Origin of the sequence: Caproiciproducens galactitolivorans (assembly GCF_029266045.1) — a bacterium.
Classification (GTDB): Bacteria; Bacillota; Clostridia; order Oscillospirales; family Acutalibacteraceae; genus Caproiciproducens; species Caproiciproducens galactitolivorans.
Genome location: NZ_JAJUFJ010000003.1, coordinates 157,867 through 175,027 on the forward strand (window position 1 = coordinate 157,867; position 17,161 = coordinate 175,027).

16 protein-coding genes and 1 pseudogene are annotated in these 17,161 nt (G+C 45.3%); 12 read left to right on the forward strand and 5 right to left on the reverse strand.

The features are described 5' to 3' along the window. Positions 1-208 precede the first annotated feature (208 nt). From P9B68_RS04220 to P9B68_RS04270, 11 genes and pseudogenes are all read left to right on the forward strand, one after another. Complete coding sequence (locus tag P9B68_RS04220; protein ID WP_135659707.1) at positions 209-937, forward strand: GntR family transcriptional regulator; 729 nt, start codon at positions 209-211, stop codon at positions 935-937. 52 nt (positions 938-989) lie between these two features. Next, the gene (locus tag P9B68_RS04225) at positions 990-2,192 is read left to right on the forward strand and encodes a BMP family lipoprotein (RefSeq protein ID WP_277668506.1); all 1,203 of its coding nucleotides are present in this window, start codon (positions 990-992) and stop codon (positions 2,190-2,192) included. A 29-nt stretch (positions 2,193-2,221) separates the two neighbouring features. After that, positions 2,222-3,766 carry an ABC transporter ATP-binding protein gene (locus P9B68_RS04230; protein WP_135659703.1) on the forward strand — a complete coding sequence of 515 codons (1,545 nt, stop codon included), beginning with the start codon at positions 2,222-2,224 and terminating at the stop codon, positions 3,764-3,766. Further along, positions 3,763-4,851, forward strand: a complete 1,089-nt coding sequence (locus P9B68_RS04235) for an ABC transporter permease (RefSeq protein ID WP_135659701.1) — start codon at positions 3,763-3,765, stop codon at positions 4,849-4,851. Before P9B68_RS04230 ends, P9B68_RS04235 begins: the two co-directional genes overlap by 4 nt. 1 nt (position 4,852) lies before the next feature. After that, entirely contained in the window at positions 4,853-5,767 is a 915-nt protein-coding gene (locus P9B68_RS04240) for an ABC transporter permease (protein ID WP_135659699.1), read from the forward strand. Beyond that, positions 5,760-6,323: a cysteine hydrolase family protein gene (locus P9B68_RS04245; protein WP_135659697.1), complete on the forward strand. Its 564-nt coding sequence runs from the start codon at positions 5,760-5,762 to the stop codon at positions 6,321-6,323. The genes P9B68_RS04240 and P9B68_RS04245 overlap by 8 nt, the downstream gene beginning before the upstream one ends. Further along, positions 6,323-7,279 (forward strand): carbohydrate kinase family protein, encoded by a 957-nt coding sequence (locus P9B68_RS04250; protein ID WP_135659695.1) that lies wholly within the window; start codon positions 6,323-6,325, stop codon positions 7,277-7,279. The genes P9B68_RS04245 and P9B68_RS04250 overlap by 1 nt, the downstream gene beginning before the upstream one ends. Positions 7,280-7,290: 11 nt before the next feature. Beyond that, the gene (locus P9B68_RS04255) at positions 7,291-8,046 is read left to right on the forward strand and encodes a nucleoside phosphorylase (RefSeq protein ID WP_135659693.1); all 756 of its coding nucleotides are present in this window, start codon (positions 7,291-7,293) and stop codon (positions 8,044-8,046) included. 41 nt (positions 8,047-8,087) lie between these two features. Then, positions 8,088-8,882: a BtpA/SgcQ family protein gene (locus tag P9B68_RS04260; protein WP_135659691.1), complete on the forward strand. Its 795-nt coding sequence runs from the start codon at positions 8,088-8,090 to the stop codon at positions 8,880-8,882. 17 nt (positions 8,883-8,899) lie between these two features. After that, a complete protein-coding gene (locus P9B68_RS04265; protein WP_135659689.1) occupies positions 8,900-10,045 on the forward strand; it encodes an iron-containing alcohol dehydrogenase in 1,146 nt (381 codons plus the stop codon). A 27-nt stretch (positions 10,046-10,072) separates the two neighbouring features. Continuing rightward, positions 10,073-10,792: pseudogene (locus P9B68_RS04270) on the forward strand (tryptophan synthase subunit alpha); the annotation flags it as partial. Positions 10,793-10,928: 136 nt separating this feature from the next. Here the strand turns inward: P9B68_RS04270 and P9B68_RS04275 are convergent. The 3 genes from P9B68_RS04275 to fliD are packed head-to-tail and all read right to left on the reverse strand — an operon-like array spanning position 10,929 to position 14,576. Beyond that, the gene (locus P9B68_RS04275) at positions 10,929-11,369 is read right to left on the reverse strand and encodes a hypothetical protein (protein ID WP_135659684.1); all 441 of its coding nucleotides are present in this window, start codon (positions 11,367-11,369) and stop codon (positions 10,929-10,931) included. Positions 11,370-11,412: 43 nt separating this feature from the next. Next, on the reverse strand, positions 11,413-11,790 hold the full coding sequence (gene fliS / locus P9B68_RS04280; protein WP_135659682.1) for a flagellar export chaperone FliS: 378 nt from the start codon (positions 11,788-11,790) through the stop codon (positions 11,413-11,415). A 35-nt stretch (positions 11,791-11,825) separates the two neighbouring features. Continuing rightward, entirely contained in the window at positions 11,826-14,576 is a 2,751-nt protein-coding gene (gene fliD, locus P9B68_RS04285; RefSeq protein ID WP_243112995.1) for a flagellar filament capping protein FliD, read from the reverse strand. Between the two features lie 502 nt (positions 14,577-15,078). On the opposite strand from fliD, the gene P9B68_RS04290 reads away from it, so the two are divergent. After that, positions 15,079-15,906, forward strand: a complete 828-nt coding sequence (locus P9B68_RS04290) for an HD-GYP domain-containing protein (RefSeq protein WP_277668507.1) — start codon at positions 15,079-15,081, stop codon at positions 15,904-15,906. Positions 15,907-15,952: 46 nt separating this feature from the next. On the opposite strand, the gene P9B68_RS04295 is transcribed toward P9B68_RS04290, so the two are convergent. Further along, the gene (locus tag P9B68_RS04295) at positions 15,953-16,471 is read right to left on the reverse strand and encodes a chemotaxis protein CheW (protein WP_243112993.1); all 519 of its coding nucleotides are present in this window, start codon (positions 16,469-16,471) and stop codon (positions 15,953-15,955) included. A 43-nt stretch (positions 16,472-16,514) separates the two neighbouring features. Next, positions 16,515-17,153, reverse strand: a complete 639-nt coding sequence (locus P9B68_RS04300; RefSeq protein ID WP_277668508.1) for a PilZ domain-containing protein — start codon at positions 17,151-17,153, stop codon at positions 16,515-16,517. Positions 17,154-17,161 lie beyond the last annotated feature (8 nt).

The window sequence follows — 17,161 nt, forward strand, 5'->3', positions numbered from 1 at the left end:
TGTTCACATAACCGGACAATTTGATTGTTTTGAATTATGAAAAGAAGAATGTTATTTGTTTCATGAAATTACATGCGTTTTCTGTGTTATTTAACAAAAAATATTGTCGTTATTTATGCTTTATATCTGTTGACTACAATTGAAATCTGAGTATAATGAACTCGTAACTGGTTATGATGACATGATGTCATGATTAGGAGGAGCGCTTATGGACCAAATTATGCTTCCAAAATATTATATTTTGAAGCAAAAATTGATTGAAAAGATTGATCAAGAAGAGTTTAAAGCAAACGAGATGATTCCAAGCGAACGGGAATTAATCCAGCAGTACGATGTAAGCCGCATCACCGTTCGCAAAGCAATCGATGAGCTGGTGAATGAAGGATACCTGTACAAGGTGCAGGGCAAAGGAACGTTTGTGAAGTCGGATGCGTATAGCCAGGACTTAATTTCGATTACAAGCTGTACGCAGGATGTTATCAATCTGGGGATGACACCCAGCAGGAAAGTCATTTCGGCCTCTGTTCTTGAAGCGGATAACAAAAGATGCCGCAATTTGGAACTTGGAAAAAACGAAAAGGTATTCCGGCTGGAAAGGGTTTACTATGCGGACAGCGAACCCATCAACCATACCGTAACCTATCTTCCCTATAAGCTGTTCCCCGGCATTGAGAAGTACGATTTTTCAAAAGAATCCCTGTATAAAGTACTGGAAGAAAAGTATGATATTAAAATCACGAAAGCGAAGCGGTCCGTCGAAGCCATTCTGGCGAAAGACAAGATTGCCGAATATCTGGATGTGGAACCCGGAAAACCCATTCTTCTGTTTGGCTGTATTACGTATGGCATTTCAAATGGAAAAGAAATCCCGATTGAAAATTTTAAATGCTGCTATCGCAGCGACAAATTTAAATTCTATATCAATCAGGTAAAGTGAGCCCCTTTCATATGTCCCCCTATTTTTTTATTTAAATAAAAGGAGAATCGCAATGAAAAGAACATTGAAAAAGGTCTTATGTTTTGCAATGGCGGCAATGATGGGCCTGTCAGCTCTGACCGGCTGCGGCAGCAATACGTCTGTTTCAAGCGGCGTGGCTTCCACACCCGCAAAAAGCGACAAGAAAATCGCAATTGTCTGCGATGCCGCAGGGCAGAACGATAACGGCTACAATCAGGCCGCTGTGAACGGCGCAAAGGAAGCAGCAGAGAAGTTCGGCATTCAGTACAAGGTAGTGGAACCCACAAACGGTGTTCCGGCAGCCTTGGAAGCGCTGGCGGACGACGGTTACAATGTAATCTTTAGCCTGGAATATGATTTCGACGCTTTAATCAAAGGCGTGGGCGGCGCGAAACCGATCGCGGAAAGCTATCCGGACACCACATTTGTTGTATTCAACGATAATCCGAATGTGACTTCGAGCGGTGATGTAAAATACAAAAATGTTATTTCCGTTATGTTCGACGTTCATGAAGCTTCTTTCCTTGCAGGCAGCTTAAGCGTACTGGTCAATGAGAATGCCAAAACACTCTTCGCGGACGGATACAAGTTTAAGGATCCGGCCAGCGGCGGTCGTGCAATCGGCTTTATCGGCGGCACAAACTCCAACGGTATTACCGTATTCTCCTATGGCTATATCCAGGGTATCAACTATATGGCCAAAGAGCTCGGTGTAAAGTATGACTATTATGCAAAATACGATGCGGGCTTTACGGATTCCGCGCTCGGTAGCACAGTAGCGGGCACGTACTATGATAAGGGCGCCAACATCGTTTACGGTGTGGCAGGCGGCGTCGGCGAAGGGATCACCTCCAAAGCAAAGGAAGTAGGCAGACTGGCGATTCAGGTCGATGCGAACAAAGACAATCAGCAGCCCGGTTACGTCCTTACAAGCGTTCTGAAAAATACCAACGTTCCGGTTGTGACAATCTGCACCGCGTTGGTTGAAAACAAACTTTCTTCTATGGAAAACTTACAGTCTTATTCCCTGTCTTCGGGTGCCACCGGCATTACGGATTTGTCCGAAATTAGTAAGCATATCGCTTCCACCGACGCGGCAAAAGCCAAGTGGGACGAAATAAAAGCAAAGATTGCCCAGATCGAAAGCAAAATCGGTTCGGAGATCAAAGTAGTCAACGCACAGGCCGGCGAGAAGTTTGACGCGTCCGCCTGCCCGAATGTAAATATAAAATAACGAAAACGATGCAAGGGGCGTAGATTGAAATGAGCATCATTAAGACGATCGATCTAACCAAAAAATTCGGTGATTTTACTGCAAATGACAGGATTAACATTTCAGTAGAAAAACAGGAGATTAAATGCATAGTAGGTGAAAATGGCGCGGGGAAATCCACTTTGATGAATATGCTTTATGGATTGCTACGTCCCACAAGCGGAAAAATATTGCTCCATGAAAAAGAGACTGTGATCAATGGGCCGATGGATGCCATTGCACACGGGTTGGGTATGGTGCACCAGCATTTTAAGCTGGTGCCCAGCCTTACCGTTTATGAAAACATCCTACTTGGCGCGGAATTGAAAAAATCTTCAAAATCACCAATTATTGATCGGAAAAAGGAAATTGACGAAGTCAAAAAGCTGATTGAAAAATATAAGTTTGAACTGGATCCTACTGATAAAATCGAGGATATCTCCGTTGGCGGAAGGCAACGGGTGGAAATCCTCAAGATGCTGTACCGTAACGTCGATATCCTGATCCTCGACGAACCGACCGCAGTATTGACCCCGCAGGAAGTGGACGAGCTTTTTGTAAACCTGAAGGAACTGCGCGCACAAGGCAAGACAATCATTGTCATCACCCATAAGCTTCGTGAAGTGATGGAATTGAGTGATAGTGTTACGGTTATCAAGCAGGGCAAGGTCGTAGGAAATGTGTTGACCAAGGATACTTCGGAAGAAGAACTGGCGCAAATGATGGTGGGCAGGGAAGTTGTTCTGACCGTACAGAATACGGCGGAAAACAAAGCATCGGAGGAAATTGCCTACCAGGTAGAGGATGTCTGCACGATTAACGATTATGGGAAGGAAGTTCTTCAGAATATTTCCTTCTGTGTGCATAAGGGCGAAATCCTCGGTGTGGCCGGTGTGGAAGGAAATGGCCAGTCGGAACTGGTGAAAGTGCTGACAGGCCTTATGAAAACGACCAAAGGTAAGGTTTCCATATATGGCAAGGATGTTACAGATAAGTGGCCGGACGAACTGCGGCAAAACGGTTTGGGGATTATCCCGGAGGACCGGTATGCACAGGGCCTTTGCGGCACAATGAGTATTGCGGATAACTGTATCGCTGGTTATCACAGCGTCCCGGATGTCTGTAAATTCGGTCTGCTGGACAGAAAGAACATAAGCTGCAAAAGAGATCGTTTTGTAAAGGATTTTGATATTCGTGTGGGCGATATCAACGGCAATGTTGGCCAGCTTTCCGGCGGAAACGCGCAGAAAATTATTATTGCGAGAGAGTTTGAAAGCAATCCAAAGCTTTTAATAGCCTGCCAGCCAACGCGCGGCGTCGATATCGGCTCTATTGAATTTATCCATAAACAGATTTTGGATTTCCGCAATAAAGGCAATGCGGTCCTGTTGATTTCTAGTGAACTGTCGGAGGTCATGAGCCTGTCCGACCGGATCATCGTTATGTACAAAGGCAGGATTATCGGTGAGCTTTCTCCGAAAGAGGTCAGCAGATCCGAAATAGGCCTGCTGATGGCGGGAATTCAAAATAACAAGGCAAAAGGGGCATTTATATGAAAAGAATGGATTTCGGGAAACGCCTTGTAAATTCGGTTCTGCCTGTTTTGTTGGCGTTTGTGATCGGCGGAATCGTAATTTTGATGATTGGCGAAAATCCCTTGGATACATATGGAATCCTGCTCGGTAAATCTCTGTTTACCGTAAAAGGTTTTCTGAACACGCTGCATTATGCTTCGCCGCTTATTCTGACCGGCCTTGCGATTGCTGTTACATTTAAGGCGAATATTTTTAACATGGGCGTAGAAGGTCAACTGCTGCTTGGAGCATTTTTCAGCGGTATCGTCGGTACCTCGCTGCCGGCCTCGCTGAATCCGGCGGCGGCTCAGCTTCTCTGCCTCGCGGTGGGCGTTATCTGCGGCGTTGTGTTTGCACTAGTTCCGGCAATCCTCAAAGCATACTGCCATGTAAATGAAATGGTGGTTACCCTGATGCTCAACTATGCGATGATCAAGGTGCTGGAATTCCTTGCGACCGGCGTGTTCCGTGACTACAGCTCCGGATACGTTTGCACGCCGATTATCAAGGAGAATGCAATGTTTCCCCGCTTTGGGAACTCCAAGCTTACTATGTTCTTTTTTATCGCGATTCTTGTATTCATCGTTATGTATGTTGTCATGAACAAATCAAAGCTGGGTTACGAAATCACCGCCATTGGGAAAAATCCGGAATTCGCGGAAGCAACGGGCATGAAAGTGCACAAAAAGATTATGATCATGATGATCATTAGTGGTGCGCTTTCCGGCTTGGCCGGTGCGGGCTACATGATGAGCGAGCAGTTCAAATACACCCTGAGCTTTTCCGGTAATCCGGGACTCGGCTGGGACGGTATGCTGATTGCCCTGCTGGGCGGCCATTCCCCCGTCGGCATTTTGGTTGCGGCAATTTTCTATTCCGCTTTGAAGACCGGTGCAGACCACATCAATCTTTACTCGACCGTCCCGAAAGAGATTGTTTCGGTTATTCAGGGGTTGATTATTCTTTTCCTTGCGGTGAAATTTGTGGATGAGCATACGAATATTCGGGAAAAGCTTTTCAGAAAAAAGACCGGCAAACCCGAAACGGCCATAAGTGAGGAGGCGTAAAATGGACATCATAGGAAATATTTTATATGATACCATTTATCATAGTGCCCCTATTATTTTGTGCGTAATCGGCGGTATCTTTGCCTATAAGGCAAATGTGCTCAATATAGCGCTCGAGGGCATGATGCTCATCGGCGCGTTTGTTTCAACGCTTACCGCGTTTATGACGCAGAATATCGCGCTCGGCGTGTTGCTCGCCGTGCTGGCGGCGCTGGCCTTTGGAGTGGTTTTCTCCCTTATGGGGGTTACTTTCAAGGGAAACGTGATTATTATCGGCCTGGCAATCAACCTGCTTGCCTCGGCCATTGCAAAATTTGTTCTGGTGCGGATGAATACCTCCAATATCACGCTGAGCTTTATGAATGTGGCTGATCTGAAGCTCCATATCCCAGTAGTCGAAAACATTCCGCTTGTGGGGAGCATTTTAAGCGACCATCCGCTGATCACGTACATCAGCTTCCTTGGTATCTTTTTTATGTGGGTTTTGATGTACAAAACGCGGTTCGGCATCTATGTCCGTGTGGTCGGTGAAAATGAAGACGCGGCCAAGAGCATTGGCCTAAAAACCGATTTTTATAAATATGCAGCGATTTTAATCGGCGCTGTGTGCTGCGGGCTTGCGGGTGCAAATCTTTCTACCGAACGCCTGGGCCTTTTCACCAATGATATGACCGCCGGGCGCGGATTTATCGCAATTGCCGCAATCTACTGCGGCCAAGGGTCCCCGACTTTATCTGCCATATATGCCGTTGTCTTCGGCTTGGCGCGCGCCCTCTCCGTTAATCTGAGTATTTATGCCGGTCCTGCGGCGGGGCTGTTTGACGTTATCCCGTATGTCATTATGGTGTGTGTGCTTACGGTGGTATCTGTTTTGAAACATAAGAACAACAAGGTAAGAGGTTTTAAGAATGAATGAGACAGCTCTTATTATTGTGGATATGGTAAAGGACTTTACGGATCCGGATGGTCTGGTGTTTTATCCGCAGAATCGCGAGATTCTGCCCAGGATTGTGCAGGTTTTGGAAAAATGCCGGGAAAAAGGAAAGCTGGTTATTTTCCTCCAGCACTGCAACCGCGCGGGCAAGCCGGACGAAAAGGCGGCGGCCATGCGCCCGAACTGTGTGGAAGGAACCAGCGGCATCGAAATCGACCCAATGCTGAAAGTGAACCCGGAGGATTATGTAATCCGAAAGCGCCGCTATAGTGGCTTCTTCGGTACGGATCTTGACCTTGTACTCCGTGAAAATCATATTAAAAATACTGTAATCGTCGGAACAAAAACCAACTGCTGCATTCGTGCCACCGTAACGGATGCGTTCTATCTGAATTACAACCCGATTGTTATCCGCGAATGTGTGGCGACAAATTCAGAAACAGTAAATGAAGTACACCTCAACGATATCCAGAAATATCTGGGAACGGTTGTGGACATGAAAACATTTTTTGAGAAATTGGATAACGGAGAATGGTAATGAAGAAATATGATGTAATTGTGAGCGGCTATGTGAGCATGGATCACATGCTGAAGATCAAAACGCCGGCGGCCGTTGGTTTTACCTCTCTCATCGAGAATAAGACGAATTCCAGAATTTATTACGGCGGCTGCTCCGTTAACATTGCATACGCGCTGTGCAGGCTTGGATTGAAAGCGATGCCGATTCTTCGCGTGGGCGGGGATTATGAGGAAATCGGGTTTAAGAAATTCATGGAGGACGGCGGCGTTCCGCTGGACGCCACCTCCGTTATCGAAGAGGAAACAACGTCCGTTTGTTACTTGATCCAAGATAATAAAGGGCAGCATATCACACTTTACTATACGGGCGCCATGGATGAGAAATATTCCTGCGAACTGAGCGATGACATATTTGAAAATACGAGCCTGGGCGTTATTACCGTCGCGGCACGTAAGGATAACGAGGAGTTTTACCGAAAGTGCCGCGCACATAATGTGCCGATTGTCTTCGGTATGAAAGCGGACTTTGACGCCTTCCCGGAGCCGTTCCTCAAGGAACTGCTGCTGCACAGCAAGATTATTTTCACCAATGAATCGGAACGCGAAACGATTGAGAAGCTTCTTAACCTCAAATCGATCACAGATTTGTTTGCCCTTGGCGAGATGGAAATTATTGTGACAACATATGGAAAACAGGGAAGTACTTATTATCAGCGGCAGGCGGACGGTACGATCGACAGCCAATGCATTCCGATTTGTGGCTGCACGGAGGTGGTGGACACCACCGGCTCCGGGGACGGTTATATGGCGGGATTCCTGTACGGCTACCTGCAAGGGCTGCCGATGGCGGATTGCTGCCGGATGGGCAGCACCCTCTCTTCCTTTATCATAGAAAAAGAAGGCTGCTGTACGAATGCGCCGACTGTGGAAGAGATCACAAAACGCTTTGAAAACTTTAAAAAATGTGTAATGTAAGGAGACAAAAAATGTCAACATTATATTTAGGAGCGGATACGTCAACGGTTGCCCCTTATGTTCTGTTTTCGGGTGACCCGTTCCGCGTGGAAGTTCTGAAAAAATATCTTGAAAAGCCGCAGCATGTTGCCTTTAAACGGGAATTCAACACCTACACCGGTTCCTACAAGGGGGTGCCGGTTACGGTAACTTCTACGGGAATCGGCGCTCCCTCCGCAGCGATAGCCATGGAAGAAATGTATGAATCCGGCATGAAAGTGGCTGTACGTATGGGTACGGTAATGGCTTTGCAGGATGATATGCTGGGGCATTTTATTATTCCGATTGCCGCCATGCGCCGCGAAAGCACCAGCAAAACCTATGTGGAAGAAAGCTATCCCGCGGTTGCCGATATCGAACTGGTCAATATCATGAACCAGACGGTGACTTTTTTTGGAAAGCGTTACCTCAACGGCGTCAACTGCACCATGGACGGCTTTTACAGCAAGATGCACGATTCCAAATTTTCCAAGGAATGCGGAATTAACATGCTCAAAACCTTTGAAGAATTAAAAAAGCTTCATGTAACCGGAATCGATATGGAATCCTCGTGTATGCTGACGATCGGGCGGCTGATGGGTGTGAAAACCTGCATTGTTACCATGGCTACCGTGCTTGAGAATTTGAAGGAAGTACTGGCCGGCCAGGATCGCATTGATGCGGAAGACTTGTTGTGCCGCGTTGTTCTTGAGGGATTATACCGATATCATACGCAAAATGTGGAGTGAATATCCGGTTTCTGTTTTTATTAAGAAAGGAAGAGATTGTTATGGACATCAGAGAAATTATTGCATGTAGAAAAAGATTTGTCATCGGTATGGTTCATTGCCTTGCATTGCCCGGAACCGCCGGGTTTGCAGGGGACTGCGATAAAATCTTAGACCAGGCGGTTCAGGATGCCGTCACGCTTGAAAAGGCAGGCGTTGACGCGATTATTGTTGAAAATATGGGGGACGACCCGTTTGCCGCTCTGCTGGATACTCCGCAGGTGGCCGCGCTTTCCGCCGCGACGGCTTTAGTGAAAAAAGCGGTAAAAATTCCGGTTGGCGTTGACGCGGCCTTTAACGACTGTGTTGCGTCTCTTTCCATCGCCAAAATCAACGGCTGTGACTTTGTGCGTATTCCGGTATTTGTAGATACCGTTGAATTTTACGGTGGGATTATTAACCCCTGCGCAAGGCTCTGTATGCAGACCAGAAAGAATCTGGATGCGGAAAATATTATGATTCTTGCCGACGTTCAGGTAAAGCACACGAATATGGTGCTTCCGCAGGTGACGATTGAAGCGTCTGCAAAAGCAGCGGCGAGCTGTGGCGCGGAGGCCATTATCGTGACCGGCTCCGCAATCGGTGTGGAAACTCCGCTTGAAATGATCCAACGCGTAAAGAAGGTTGTTAAACTTCCGGTTATCGCGGGCAGCGGCGTCAATGCGCACAATATCCGCGAACAACTGGAGATTGCGGACGGCGCGGTGATCGGAAGCAGTCTGAAGAAAGACGGCGTGCTGACCAATCCGATTTCTTACGACCTTGTACGCGAAGTGCTTAATGGGCTTAACAAATAAAAGGAGCAGTTAAAACCATGATGAGACCAATGAAATTAGCGGGCAGCGAGCTGATGTTCGGAGCGAACTGCCTTGCATATATTAAATCCGTTCCCTGTAAAAAAGCGTTCATCGTTGTGGGCGGCAAGAGCATGGAGCGCAGCGGAATTCTGGCAAAGGTCGAACGATATTTTCATGAAAACGGTGTGCAGACAACCGTATTTCAAGGTGTGGAACCGGATCCTTGCTTTTCAACCGTAAAGAGGGGCGCCGAGCAAATGAAGGAATTCCAGCCGGATATGATCGTTGCTTTGGGCGGCGGTTCGGCAATGGACGCGGCGAAAACCATGTGGGTGTACTATGAACACCCGGAGCTGACTACGTTAGAGGAAGTTCTTACCGCGAATCCGTTCCCGAAGCTCCGCCGGAAAGCCCGCTTTATGTGCATCCCGTCCACTAGCGGTACTGCAAGCGAGGTTTCCCGTTCGGTTGTTATTTCCGACGATGAAACAGGTATGAAGCACGGTTTGGGAAACATGGAAATGATGCCGGATATCGCGATCTGCGATCCGGAGGTTACCGCAACCATGCCGCCCCATATTACGGCGGAAACCGGTATGGACGCATTGACCCATGCAATTGAAGCGCTGGTTTCCAACCGGGCGAATTACCTTTCCAACATCCTTGCACGCGCGGCGGCAATCGATATTGTCAATACTCTGCCAAAAGCATATGAAGACGGCCAAGACATGGCGGCGCGTGAAACCATGCTGAATGCTTCCATGACGGCGGGCCTCGCCTTCACGAATGTATCCCTTGGCATCGTCCACTCCATGGCACACACACTAGGCGGATTCTTCCATGTTTCCCACGGCCTTGGCGACGCGATCATCCTGCCGTATATCATTGACTTCAACAGCGGAAATCCGGAAGCAAAAGACGTGTATGACCGCTTGGCTGCCGACTTGGACGGTACGGATCTTGCGGAGATTGTCCGGAACTTGAATAAGAAAATCGGCATTCCCGCCTGTGTGAAAGAAGTTGTGAAGGATGAAGCTGCGTATACCTCTCAATTAGAAAAAATGGCCGAAACCGCCAAAGCGGACGGCTGCACCAAGACAAATCCGATCATCCCGACCATCCCGCAGTTCGTGGAGCTGTTTAAGAAAGCATATCATGGATAATAAGAATTATACAGAAGGAATGAAAATGCTATGAATTTAATCTGCTATCTATCAAATGGATATCCAACGATTGAGGACAGCATCGAGATGGCCAGGACCTACGTGGAGGCTGGCTGTGATATGATCGAAATTGACTTTCCCTCTCACAACCCTTTTCTGGAAAGCGAGTATATTTCTAACCGTATGGCAGAGGCATTAAAGAACTGCGATGATTTCGAGAAATACATGGAGGGCATGATTAAGGTTAAGAAGTTGCTCCCCAATACGAACTTTATCCTCATGGTGTATGAAAACACCGTTGAAGAAATCGGTGTGGAGAAATTTATCCGGTTCTGTCTTGACAATGATTACCGTGATATTATTCTTGTCGGTTTAAAAGATGAAGTAATCAAGAATCAGTTTATTAAAGAAGGCCTTCGTGTCAGTTGTTACGTACAGTTCCATTTACCGGAGCAGGAAGTGGAATATGCGCTGAAGTCCAATGGCTTTACCTATATGCAGGCGGTGCCGGCTCCGGGGCAGGCAACCGAGGAACACCCGACTTTGGAATCATGCATACAGTACCTGCGGGAACGCGGTTTAAAAAACCCGATTTACTGCGGCGTAGGAGTACATAATCCGAAAGATGCGGCAATGGTAAAGGCGGCGGGAGGCGACGGAGTGTTTGTAGGCAGCACCATTCTGAAACTGCATAACGATAAGCCGGCGCTTATGTCCCAAATCCGTGAGTTTAAAGCAGAATGCTGATTTTAATCGAATCCCTGCATGAAAGGGAGTCATCTATTTGCACCCATACGCTTTTTAAAAACAATCAATAACCGAAAGAAAAGCCGTACCGGTATTCCCTGAGGGATACCGGTACGGCTTTTCTACGTATTATGGCCTATTTGATATTTCGGTAGAGAGTATAATCTTTTTCCTCTTTACGAAACTGATTGATTTTCTCTTTCAGCTCCATACATTGTTTATTCAGCGTTTCCCGGGCTGCTTTATCCAATGCGCCAGCCTTTTGGAGAATCTCCGCACAGTCGCGGGTAAGCTTCAAAATCTTTCGTTCTTCATTGCTGTTACATTGATCGTCTGAAAGATCCTGTCGGAATATACGGGTTAAATGCTCTTGCTGTTCGGCGGGAAAATTTTTCGTCAGCTTTTGAATCAGGCTGTTGCATTTATTTACCCTTTCTATGTATATACCGCGTAATTCAAGGAGTTGATCCAGTTCGACCTCCGGTTCCATGCAGCGAACTTCAATCTGCTTTGTTAAATTCCATATCTTTGTAAGCAAAAGAACCTTTTGCTCAAGACAGGCAATGATTTCATCCATTCTCAAAAAGCCCTCCGAAAAGGTGGAATTCTATTTCCAGCCTTTATTTTTTCATATGACAGAGTTTTTCGGCTTCCGACCATGTATCCCTCATATTTTCCACCAAAGGAACCAGTTCATCCAGATAGGAGGATTCACGTTTAACCTCGGCTTTTATGATTTGCTGGTTGAAAAAATAGTATAGATCATATAACTCCTTTGATATACTATAATTCCAATCCAATATGGAAGAAAGATAAGTGAAAATTTGCTTGCATTTATCGGTGCATTTCTCGGCGGTTTCATAATTTTTCTCTTTAAACATCATAGACCCGTAATGCAGATTCTTTAATGCCTCGTTGAACAGCATGACAAGCTGTTCTCCTTTGGACATTGTATTAATCGATTGCGTTTTATATTGCCTAATGGGATCAAATGGCATTTTAAGCTCCTCCTGAACTTGAATTATGCGGAAAATCACGAGGAAGTGCCGTAATCAAAGAACATGCTCGCCTGTGTATTCATCCGGCTGATATATTGTTCCAGCTTAGTGAATTTCGCGTAGTAACGATCCTGCTCGGTCTTCAGCCGTGTTTTCAATTCCTTTATTTTTTGCGTATAAGAGCTGATTTCCTGAGTAAGGGTACTGTTGTCATATTTTGTGCTGTTCTCAAGACCTGCTTTTGCAACCAGCAACCCGTCTCCTCCGGTTGTTTTAATGTTATCGTTGATTACGTTCTGTACTTTGGTCGCAACGCCGTTGGAATCCGTAAACAGAGAAGCAACTTTATCCGGATCATTCGTAAGGGCCGCTTTCAGCTTATCTTCGTCAATTGTAAGCAGGCCGTTTCCGGAATAGTCATTCGCTTTTGTGGAAATTCCAATTTCATAGAGAGAACTCTTAACGGAGTCCACCTGATCCGTCATTGCCTTGCGAAGGTTGAGGCAAAGATTCATCAAAAGGGAATCGCTGTTTAATATGCCAACCTTGGCCTTCTTTTCATATTCTTTAATCTGCGTTTCCGTCATTTCCGCTTTTTGGGCGTCCGTCAGCGGTAAATATTTGTCGTCCGCACTTTGGCGCTCGTTGATTTTGGTTGTGCAAAGCGTAATAATGCTATTGTAATCGTCTACGAAATCCTTTATTTTTTCATACAGTTTATCCGTTTCGCTGTTTACGGTAAACTTGATCGGGTTTGTGGCGGAAACAGTACTGTCCGTTATCCCGAGTAATTCAAAGTCGACCCCGTCAAGCGTGAATTTATTTTCCGACCGGGTGATTTCGATTGCATTGTTCGCGTTGCCGTCAAAGCTGACCGTCATCTTGGCGTCCTGGCCTTTTGTCAGGCTGTACGCAGAACTGTTTTCGATGTAATTCCCGTCCGCGTCCTTCGTCGGCACAGTACCAAAGAGAACGTTCGCAAGATTGCATTTGCCATCAATGTTTTGTACATCCACTCGGCTGGAGCTGCCGCCGCTTTTCGCCGTAATGGTGAACGAGTCGTTCACGCTGGAGTACGAAATATTCACGTTCGCGTGCGTATCGCTGTTGATTGTTTTGATAATCGTATCAATGGTATCCGTCTTTTTAAAGGTAAACTTCTGATCGTTAATGATGATGCCATACGTACCGTCATCCGATGCCGTGAGCGAGGTGCTAAGGTCAGCTTGGATATCTTCCAGCGTTTTATTGGTGTTAATGCGGTTTGTTTCGCCGGCATACACCTTCAGCGCACCGTTGATGCCAAGGATGCCGCTCTTGTCACAGGTTTCCAGCGATAGGACGGAGGTGCTCACAGCAATGCCGTTTTGCTTAGAATCCTTATAGGTTGAAAAAGACAACGACCCGGAATCTATGGATACCTGTACCTTGCTTACCGTATTCCCGTCCGCATCCTTTGCTGTTCCAAATTCAGCAGTCAGCTTTTTCTGCAAATATGCCTGAAGCTTTTCTGGCGTAGAATAATCATTGTCCGCAGAGTTTAAGTCGCTTATGTCGAACGTAATGTATTTTTTCACACCGTCTAGTGAAAACGTAAGGGTGGAACCTGCAAGCGTATCACCCAGATATTTGCTTACAAGTTTGGTGCGGTCAACCGTACCGGAGGTTGAAATCGTATCGCCCGACCTTAGGCCTAGTCCCTCCAGCAGATTCTGGCTTCCGCCGGTAATGGACAGGTTCTCGGATACGCCGTCTTTTGTGAAGAAGGAAACCGTGCCGTCTTCAGAAACAGTAACATCCAATTTGTCCTTCAAATCAGTTGCAGTTCCGCTTGAATCCGTATTCTTTTGAATCGCTTCTTTTAACACTTCCTGCAGAGTATTTGCCGCAGTCGCACTATCGGAAGGGATTTTGGTGTCTTTTGGAATGGTAAGCGTGTAGTCGGTGGAACCAATCTTAATATTTAGCGTGGACCCTGTTGTCAGCGTATTTTGAAAAAAGAAATCTGTGTCCGGCGCGGTGCTTCCTGTGATTTGCGTGGCGGCGGATGAATTTTTTTCAAGGCCTAATCCTGCCAGAAGAGTTGCAGTTCCGTCCTTAATGGTGATGTTTCCGGTTGCGGAACCAGTTTTTGTTAACGTTACTTTCCCGTCCGCGTCAACGCTGAACGAAACATTGCCGGCCAGCTCGTTTGTTCCCGCAATCGCATCGTTTAAGGCATCCGTGATTTTGCTGACGTCGTCGCCCGGGTTAAAAGTAAGGGTGCTGTCCAAGGTCAGTTGATAATCCTTGCCATCGTAATTGATCACCATTGTATTTCCCGCGACGTTGCTGGGCAACCACGAAGCGCTAATGCTTCCAGTTTTAATTGCCTGCTTTGAGACCTTGTGCATGGAAGTAAAGCTTGCCTGCTGTGCAAGCTGGGTTATTTGGGTTACCAGCATGTTTTTGGCAGCAGTTGCGCTTCCTGTTACATTAAGGAAAGTGGATGAATTTTTAATGGAAGTGGAAGTAAAGAAATTACGGTTCAAAATACTGCTGCTGGTAGTCGTTGATAAATATTTTGCTTGAAATTCTGACAGCGCTTTTATTACTTCCCGGTAAGATTCTTGCCTCCATTGCGCTATTTGTTTGTTTTGAAGTTGTTTATCTATTTTACTCTGTGTTCCCGATGAAAGCTGTTTTACCAGCTCGTCTGTGTCTAATCCGGAAACAAGACCGCTTAACCGTTTATTTGATGATGTTGTGGTAGCACTTGAAGAAGAATTCGACTTTGAAACGATCATGGTTATGTACCTCCTGACAATGAAATGTCAAATAATAAACCTCTTAATGCATATATCGTACTGATACGAGAAAAAATTAAGTAAATTACAATTAAAAAACCTATAAAATTAGAATTATTTATAGAATATACTTTGACGAAATACAGTTGCATATGGTATGATATACAATAATAATTCGAAACATGGGAAGAATATATTTAAATTGAATGTAAAGGGGATGGTGTGTGATATGGCCTTTGTCCCAATCAACAAATTAAAACCTGGCATGATATTAGACAGAGACATCTATTTATATAATAACGTAACCTCAAAGGTCATGATGCTGCGATCCGGCCAAGTTTTGTCAGAAGCTTATATTGAAAGGCTTCATGAGTTTGATATTCTCGGAGCCTACATTCGTACCAATGAAGAAAGGACCCGCATTCCTTCACTAAAATTACGATATCCTATTAAAAAGGAGTTAAGACAGGAAGCACTTCTAAGCCTAAAGCAGGTTTATAAAATGTTTAACCAGGGTGCTCAAAGAATCAACGTGAGAAGCATTAACCAAACCATGAATATCTCCAAAAAATTGGTGAATTCTTTAAAGTGCAACGTGGAAGCGAAAATCAGCATCGCAAATTTAAAATTATACGATGATTATACATATAACCATTCTCTTGGGGTTTCTATTTTGTCGATTGCAATTGGATTGGAACTAGGGCTGAAAACACAGGAATTATATGACCTTGGGCTGTGTGCTCTTTTACACGATATAGGGAAGATGGCAGTACCGATATCCATTATTTCTAAGCCGGCCAAACTTACCGAGGAAGAGTTTAATATTGTTAAGCAGCATCCCTCAAACGGGGCGCTATTTTTTCTCAAACATCATTTGGCAAATAAGTCGATTTGCGAAGGAATCCTCACGCATCATGAAAAATACGATGGCACCGGGTATCCGCGCGGGCTTTCCGGGGAAGACATCCCTTTATTCGGGCGGATTATCTCCGTAGCGGATGTTTACGACGCGTTAACCTCCGTTCGGCCCTACCGGAAACCGTCCACGCCCACGGAGGCAATCGAATATATTATGGGATCAAGCGGCATTGCGTTTGACCTTAAAATTGTTAAAGCTTTTTTAAATAAGGTTGCGCCGTATCCGATCGGCTCCTGCGTGAAGCTGAGCAACGGCGAAGTCGCAATTATTGTAAAACAGAACGACTTTAATCCGATCCGGCCTATTGTCCGGCTTCTGAAAAAGCCGGACGTTTTAATGGATTTATGCTTTCAACGCGATGTGCAGAATATTGTAATCGAAGATATTTGCACAATTACAACTGAACCGTGAAAATAAAAGGATGGAAAATTCATTTCCATCCTTTTTTGACGGTATTTTAATTTTGCTCGATGTTTTCTACCATTGTGCTGTTAACAAGCTCGATTTCACTTTCATTCAGGATTTTGCTGGTGTCCAAAAGCATGACGACTTTATTGTCTACCTTGCCGATTCCGGTTAAGTAGGCATTTGTGCGGTCCTTGGACATTTTCGGCGGGGGAGAGATGTTGTTATCCGAAATAGTGGTAACTTCGTCAACCGAGTCAACGATAAAACCAATATGGCTTTCGTCAATTTTCGTTACAATAATGCAGGTGTGCTCGTCATATTCCACCTCTTCTTTGCCGAAACGCAGGCGTACGTCAATAACAGGAATAATGTCTCCCCTTAAATTAATGACTCCCTTCGCGTAATGGGGGGAATCGGGGACAGGCGTTATTTCCTGCTTGCCGATAATCTGTACAACATCGGCGATCGGAACGCCGAAAAGTTGTTTATCGGTCCAGAATGTTAAGTATTTTCCTTTCATTTCGCTCGTATCATTTTGCTCAGCGATAATCTCTTTATCATTTTCCACATTGATCACCCTATCATAAAAATTTTTTATAATACTGTGTAATTTAAAGAAGCCCTCTGGCAATCCTGATTTGCTCCCTTTGCAGTTCAAATAGATATCTGCAAAGCAAATCAGACTGATGCGTCGTATTATCCAGAAAAGAACACCCGTAACCATTCATATACGAGTCTCCTTTGATCCGCTCTACCTTGCAGTTGAAAGGAATACGATTTCCAAAAAGGCACAGGGTTACCGTAAAGTGCTGATTTATTTCCAGCTTCTGCGTTGTATTCATAAATAAGCCGCTTAAACTCAGATCCGTAATGATTGCGTCAAATTCCTTCGAGTCCGTTTCCCCGGTTGTTTTGTCCGGCAGCAAACGCGCCTTCACTTTTTTGGTAACTTTTAGCCGGAAGAAGCTTCTTTGTTCAAAATCAACCAGATTCTGAATATCTGTAATTTGCATTAATTCGGCAGTCGAAAGGAACACCTTACCAACCAGAACCTTAAACCCTGCAGTATTATTATAAATGTTCATTTTTACCGGTGTATTGCAATGGATAATAGGAAGATTATCGAAGTCATTGCAGATCTGAATCGCACCATGCAGAATATCGCTGATCAACCCGGTCGTAATCAATTCATTTGAGATTGTCTTTATTTCACACGGCGAATGAAGATACTGCGTTGATATGGGGAACATATTGAAAA

What these genes read in the sequence shown, in the direction of transcription:
- P9B68_RS04220 (WP_135659707.1), top strand. Translation starts at nt 209, where the DNA reads ATGGACCAAATTATGCTTCCAAAATATTATATTTTGAAGCAAAAATTG.
- P9B68_RS04225 (WP_277668506.1), top strand. Translation starts at nt 990, where the DNA reads ATGAAAAGAACATTGAAAAAGGTCTTATGTTTTGCAATGGCGGCAATG.
- P9B68_RS04230 (WP_135659703.1), top strand. Translation starts at nt 2,222, where the DNA reads ATGAGCATCATTAAGACGATCGATCTAACCAAAAAATTCGGTGATTTT.
- P9B68_RS04235 (WP_135659701.1), top strand. Translation starts at nt 3,763, where the DNA reads ATGAAAAGAATGGATTTCGGGAAACGCCTTGTAAATTCGGTTCTGCCT.
- P9B68_RS04240 (WP_135659699.1), top strand. Translation starts at nt 4,853, where the DNA reads ATGGACATCATAGGAAATATTTTATATGATACCATTTATCATAGTGCC.
- P9B68_RS04245 (WP_135659697.1), top strand. Translation starts at nt 5,760, where the DNA reads ATGAATGAGACAGCTCTTATTATTGTGGATATGGTAAAGGACTTTACG.
- P9B68_RS04250 (WP_135659695.1), top strand. Translation starts at nt 6,323, where the DNA reads ATGAAGAAATATGATGTAATTGTGAGCGGCTATGTGAGCATGGATCAC.
- P9B68_RS04255 (WP_135659693.1), top strand. Translation starts at nt 7,291, where the DNA reads ATGTCAACATTATATTTAGGAGCGGATACGTCAACGGTTGCCCCTTAT.
- P9B68_RS04260 (WP_135659691.1), top strand. Translation starts at nt 8,088, where the DNA reads ATGGACATCAGAGAAATTATTGCATGTAGAAAAAGATTTGTCATCGGT.
- P9B68_RS04265 (WP_135659689.1), top strand. Translation starts at nt 8,900, where the DNA reads ATGATGAGACCAATGAAATTAGCGGGCAGCGAGCTGATGTTCGGAGCG.
- P9B68_RS04275 (WP_135659684.1), bottom strand. Translation starts at nt 11,369, where the DNA reads ATGGATGAAATCATTGCCTGTCTTGAGCAAAAGGTTCTTTTGCTTACA.
- fliS (WP_135659682.1), bottom strand. Translation starts at nt 11,790, where the DNA reads ATGCCATTTGATCCCATTAGGCAATATAAAACGCAATCGATTAATACA.
- fliD (WP_243112995.1), bottom strand. Translation starts at nt 14,576, where the DNA reads ATGATCGTTTCAAAGTCGAATTCTTCTTCAAGTGCTACCACAACATCA.
- P9B68_RS04290 (WP_277668507.1), top strand. Translation starts at nt 15,079, where the DNA reads ATGTTTAACCAGGGTGCTCAAAGAATCAACGTGAGAAGCATTAACCAA.
- P9B68_RS04300 (WP_277668508.1), bottom strand. Translation starts at nt 17,153, where the DNA reads ATGTTCCCCATATCAACGCAGTATCTTCATTCGCCGTGTGAAATAAAG.